At 31.0% G+C, this 5293-nt stretch carries 6 protein-coding genes; 3 read left to right on the top strand and 3 right to left on the bottom strand.

Features of this window, described 5'->3' with window-relative positions:
* The 3 genes from MR285_RS00845 to MR285_RS00855 all read right to left on the bottom strand — a co-directional run.
* The coding region (locus tag MR285_RS00845; RefSeq protein WP_293557230.1) for a hypothetical protein at window positions 1-428 on the bottom strand (428 nt) is incomplete at its 3' end.
* A gap of 162 nt (window positions 429-590) precedes the next feature.
* Window positions 591-1622 (bottom strand): formimidoylglutamase, encoded by a 1032-nt coding sequence (gene hutG, locus MR285_RS00850; protein ID WP_293557231.1) that lies wholly within the window; start codon window positions 1620-1622, stop codon window positions 591-593.
* Window positions 1623-1630: 8 nt separating this feature from the next.
* Window positions 1631-2584 (bottom strand): 2-hydroxyacid dehydrogenase family protein, encoded by a 954-nt coding sequence (locus MR285_RS00855; protein ID WP_293557232.1) that lies wholly within the window; start codon window positions 2582-2584, stop codon window positions 1631-1633.
* Between the two features lie 397 nt (window positions 2585-2981).
* On the opposite strand from MR285_RS00855, the gene MR285_RS00860 reads away from it, so the two are divergent.
* From MR285_RS00860 to MR285_RS00870, 3 genes are all read left to right on the top strand, one after another.
* A complete protein-coding gene (locus MR285_RS00860; RefSeq protein WP_293557233.1) occupies window positions 2982-3584 on the top strand; it encodes a hypothetical protein in 603 nt (200 codons plus the stop codon).
* A gap of 141 nt (window positions 3585-3725) precedes the next feature.
* Complete coding sequence (locus MR285_RS00865; protein WP_293557234.1) at window positions 3726-5069, top strand: MATE family efflux transporter; 1344 nt, start codon at window positions 3726-3728, stop codon at window positions 5067-5069.
* Between the two features lie 83 nt (window positions 5070-5152).
* On the top strand, window positions 5153-5293 hold a 141-nt coding region (locus MR285_RS00870; RefSeq protein WP_293557235.1), incomplete at its 3' end, for a GTP-binding protein.

Genomic DNA, 5293 nt, shown 5'->3' on the forward strand with positions numbered 1-5293 from the left:
AAATTTTTCATAAATTTTTCCAATTTGTGGAATTCTTCTTCGCTATTTCTAATATCATCTAAACTTGTATTATATTGAGTAGACAAAAACATATCTGCTATTTTTTTATTGATACCAAAAAATGAACCTATTTTATTTTCACAAGAGATTTCTTCGGCATTTGTTAAAATCATTAAATAAATGGAATTTACAACATAAGATTTTAAATTAATTTGAGAATACTCTTTATCGTTATCAAAAATAATGGTAATTTTTTCTTCTTTTATCTTTATTTCTTTAAGGTCTTTATTTTCCCAATTGAGTTCATTTATTAATTTTTCAACATTTTCTTTATGAGATAAGTCAGTTTTTAAAGAATATAAATTAGTTTTTGAGCAAGCCATTGTAAAAATTAAAATAAAAGTCAAGATGAGAACTTTTTTAGTCATATTATGCTCCTTTGATAAAAATTCAGCAATTTACTTGATTAAATCATAAGGCTTTCACAAGTTGTTGTCAACTATTTTTAAGTATTTCCATAAAAATACCCTCCTTACTATTTTGTTAAGTAAAGAGGGTAATCAATAAATAAGAGATATTTGTATTAAATTTTATTGAGGGATGTATTTTTTATTTTCCTTGCCCAATATGTGTTGTGCCATAGTTGATACAACTGTGTAGACTAAAATTGAAGCTAAGTTAGCAGTTACAGAGTCGTGGTCAAACCTTGGAGAAACTTCACATATGTCAAAACTAATTGGCTTTCCAGTTGAAAAGACGTGTTTTAGAAGAAGTATTACTTTTTCTGGGTCAACTCCAAGGGGTTGTGGTGCAGATACTCCCGGTGCAAAGGAAGATGTGAAACAGTCCATACAAATTGTAATGTATAGGTGATCTTGTTCGTGGATGTATTCGTCAAGGTTGTGAATTATCTCAAAGAAATTTCCATTGATTAAATCTTTTCCTAATACATATTTTACTCCTAAATCATCAGCGGTTCTAAAAAGCGCAAGAGTGTTGGAATGTTTTTGTATTCCAATAACATAATATGCGTAATCAGTTTCCTTTTCACGAGTGTAGTCGGCGATTTGTCTAAACATTGTTCCACTTGTTCCAGTTCCCTTTTCGTAAGGTCTTAGGTCAAAGTGAGCGTCAAAATTTAAAATACCCAGTTTATTGTCTTCTTTATCGTCGAGATATGTGCTAATTCCCTTGTAATGACCAAAGGCAGTTTCGTGTCCGCCTCCTAAAACAAGTGGGAATAAATTTAATTCTAAAACTTTTTTTACAGCTTTTGCAAGTTCATCTTGGCTTGCCTCAAGAGTTGTGTTTTTACTCGTAACATTACCGCAGTCATAAATTTTAAGGTCTTTAGAAAACTGACAAGGAAGTTTTGCAAGCTCCTTTCTTATTGCAGCAGGACCTGCAGCAGCACCAAATCTACCCTTATTTAGTTCAATACCTTGGTCTGATTCAAAACCAATTATTCCAAAACCAAGCTTGCCGTCAAAGGGAGTTAGGCTATCGTCATTTAAGTCAAGGGGCTTAACCCATTGATGCCATCTAAAGCTTTCATAATCATTTTCGTCGTCAATTCTACCTGACCAAATTTTCATTTCTTGGGGACTGTAATAATTTATCATTTTACACCTCAGTTTACTTTGTTCTTTGGAGTTTTTCCATTTTTAAAATCAATTAAATTATCCTTTGCATTTTCACCCATTTCTAGTCTTGCTTCAAAAGTAGCATTGCCAAGGTGAGGAGCAAGGATTACATTGTCTAGGTCTATTAGTTTTTCATTTACCTTAGGTTCTTCTTCATATACATCGAGAGCAGCTCCCGCTATTTTTTCTTCTATTAGGGCATCAGCAAGGGCATCTTCGTCTACAACTGGACCTCTTGAAGCATTTATTAATATAGCACTTTTTTTCATCATTTCCAATTCATTTTTAGAAATCATATGATGTAGTTCAGGAACATAGGCAGTGTGAAGACTCAAAAAGTCAGAATTCTTAATTACATCATCCTTTGATCTATATTCAATTTTGTATTCACTTTCAAAATCTTCTTTTCTAGTGCGTGAATAATAAATTACATTCATCTCAAAAGCCTTTGCTCTTTTTGCGAGATTTTTGCCAATATTTCCAAGTCCAATTATGCCAAGAGTTTTTCCTTTAAGTTGACTTCCAAGGTAAAAAGTTGGTCTCCAACCATAAAACTCTCCTCTTCTTGTAACTTTGTCGCCTGACACAATTTTTCTTGCAGCGCTAAGCATTAGTCCAAAGGCAAGTTCCGCAGTGGAAACGGCAGACGCAGGTGCCGGTGCGTTTGTAACCACAATATTTTTTTCACGAGCGTAATTTATATCTATATTGTCAAAGCCAGCACCGTAGTTTGCAATAATTTTCAAGTCCCTTCCTGCGTCAATTACATCCTTATCAATTTTATCGGAAAGAGGGCATAGTAGTGCATCTTGACCCTTTATCTTTTCAATAATTTCTTCCTTTTTTAAAGGCATATTGGAGTCGTGATAAGTTATCTCGAAATTTTTATTTAGTTCGTCATAAATTTTTTCTGGAATATTACTTGTAATTAATAATTTCATTAAAATCACCTCATAATTTTATTTTAACATTAAATGATTATTGTATAAAGTAGGCTGGAAAACAATTAAAAAAAATGAATTGAAAAAAAAATTCAATACTATAAAATTACGTTGTCACATAAAGATTATATAGTATTAGTATTTAGTGACTTTCTTAATTGAGAAAAATTAAATCTAGAGATGAACCGGGGTTGTGATAGTATTAGGTTTGGAAGGTGGTATTTTGAAGAAGAATAAAACGCTAATATTTTTAAATTTTATATTTTTAATTTTTACTGTTATATCATTTTTTAAAAGAGGTCGGAGTATATTTTTGCTATTTACTTTTGCATTTTTTGTTCAGATTTGTTATTGTTTATACGATATTCATAAAAATAAATAAGGTTAGGTGAAAAAGTTGAAGAAATTTACTGTTGTTTTTTTGGTTATAATTATGTTATTTTTAAACGCATCAAGTGTTTTTGCATATAGTGATACAGAACCTGTTAGTATGAATGGGGGAAATTATAAAATAGAGTTTATTGACGAAAATTCATTAAAAATTTTATATGATGATGGGAAGACAACTATTATGAGCAAAAAAGAAGATGATAATAGTATATATATTTATGCAGATGGAGTTTTGTATTCTAAAGTTGATAAAAACAATATTGCCAGCGCAACAAGTTCAGGTGAATTTAACATAAACCTTTACTCTAGTTCAGGGTATGAACTATATATAAATGAAAGTATGTCATACAGAGCTTGGAAAGATGAAGAAGCCAAAGTAATTGGATTTTTTTCATTGCTTATTGGAGGAACACCAGGATTTATTTATGATTTTGTATCTTATGTAAAACAGCTTGTAGAACCTATTGATGACACTATATACGTTAATTATAGGAGATATATAGATGTTAACGGAGATAGACAAAAAGATGTTATAAGGTTTAAAAAAGGTGGACCTAGTGGCAAAACTTTAAAAGAAAATGTGAGAGAATGGAATCATATACCTGATTAATGGATAATTTTAGATAAAATCAAAATAGAGAATATAATAAATTTAAATATTTAGAAGTTAAGAATTTTTTCTTAGCTTCTTTTTTTAACTTCAAAAATCTTATAATCTCCTATATAATATATAAAGTTAGGGAGTGATTAGGTGAAAAATCAAGAAAATAAGTTGGGGATAATGGCAATCCCAAAGCTTTTATTTCAAGTATCTTTTCCTATTGTAGTTTCTATGTTTATACAATCCATGTATAACCTAGTGGATTCTTACTACATTGGAAAGATCAATGAAGAAGCATTTACTGCCATATCTATTGCCTTTCCAATCCAAAATATAATGATAGGAATTGCAGTAGGCACTGGCGTAGGTATGAATTCCTTAATATCCAGATACTTGGGAGAAAAGAATTTTAAAAAATCAGACAGAATTGCAGAGACAGGTTTAGCTCTTGCAATAATTTATGGAATAATACTTTTAATAATTTCAAGGTTTCTGCCAAGGCCTTATTTGTCAGCACAGACGACAAACGAGAACATAATAAATTATGGAGTAGATTATCTTCAAATTGTAATGGGTCTGTCCATGGGAGTTTTTATGCAAATTTTTCTCGAAAGGCTCTTGCAGTCCACGGGAAAATCAATATTTACAATGCTCACACAACTTACTGGAGCTATATTAAATATAATCCTTGATCCAATTTTTATATTTGGATATTTTGGATTGCCTGCCATGGGAGTAAAAGGTGCAGCGATAGCGACAGTTATTGGACAAATAATCGGCGCATTATGTGGATGTTTCTTTGAACATAAATTTAACAAAGAAATTACAATAAAAAAACCTGTACTAGATTTAGGTATAGTAAAGAGGATATATGCAGTTGGAGTCCCTTCTATGATTACAATTACAATTCAGTCCTTTACAATTTATGTATTAAATAAAATGCTTTCCAATATATCAACCTCTGCCATTGCAGCACTTGGAGCGTATTTCAAAATTCAGTCCTTTGTATTTATGCCAGTCTTTGGTGTGAATAACGGATTGGTGCCAATAGTCGCCTACAATTATGGTGCAAAGAATAAAGAGAGAATTTTAAAATCAGTAAAACTCGCCTTTATAGTAGTAATGGCAATGATGGTAATTGTATCGTCAATTATAATAATTTTTCCAAGAGAATTACTTTCTATTTTCTCAGCAAGTGGAAAGATGCTTGAAATTGGAATACCAATGTTAAGAATAAGTGCACTATCCTATATATTTGCTGGCATATCAATCGTTGGAGTGGCAGTTTTCCAAGCCTTTGGCAACGGAATTTTAGCACTATTTGATTCTATATTAAGACAAATAGTTGTGCTTCTACCTGTGGCATATATTGCAATAAAATTTTTCACAGTCAATGAAATATGGTGGGGATATGTAATAGCAGAATTTGTTTCATTATTATTTGTAATATATTTTATGAATACCTTTGTTAGAAAAAAATTAGAGCTTATTTAAGTCTTAAAAATGGCTTAAATGTTGAAAAAAATTTGAATTTGATGTATTATGAACTTAATTTAAAAAATCCTAGGAGGAATAGCATGGCTAAAGCAAAATTTGAAAGAAATAAACCACACGTAAACATTGGAACAATTGGTCACGTTGACCACGGTAAAACAACACTTACAGCAGCAATCACACTTGTAATGAACAAGAGATATGGCAGCGGAGAATTCGTAGAT

The organism is Peptoniphilus sp. (assembly GCF_022767005.1).
GTDB lineage: Bacteria > Bacillota > Clostridia > Tissierellales > Peptoniphilaceae > Peptoniphilus_A.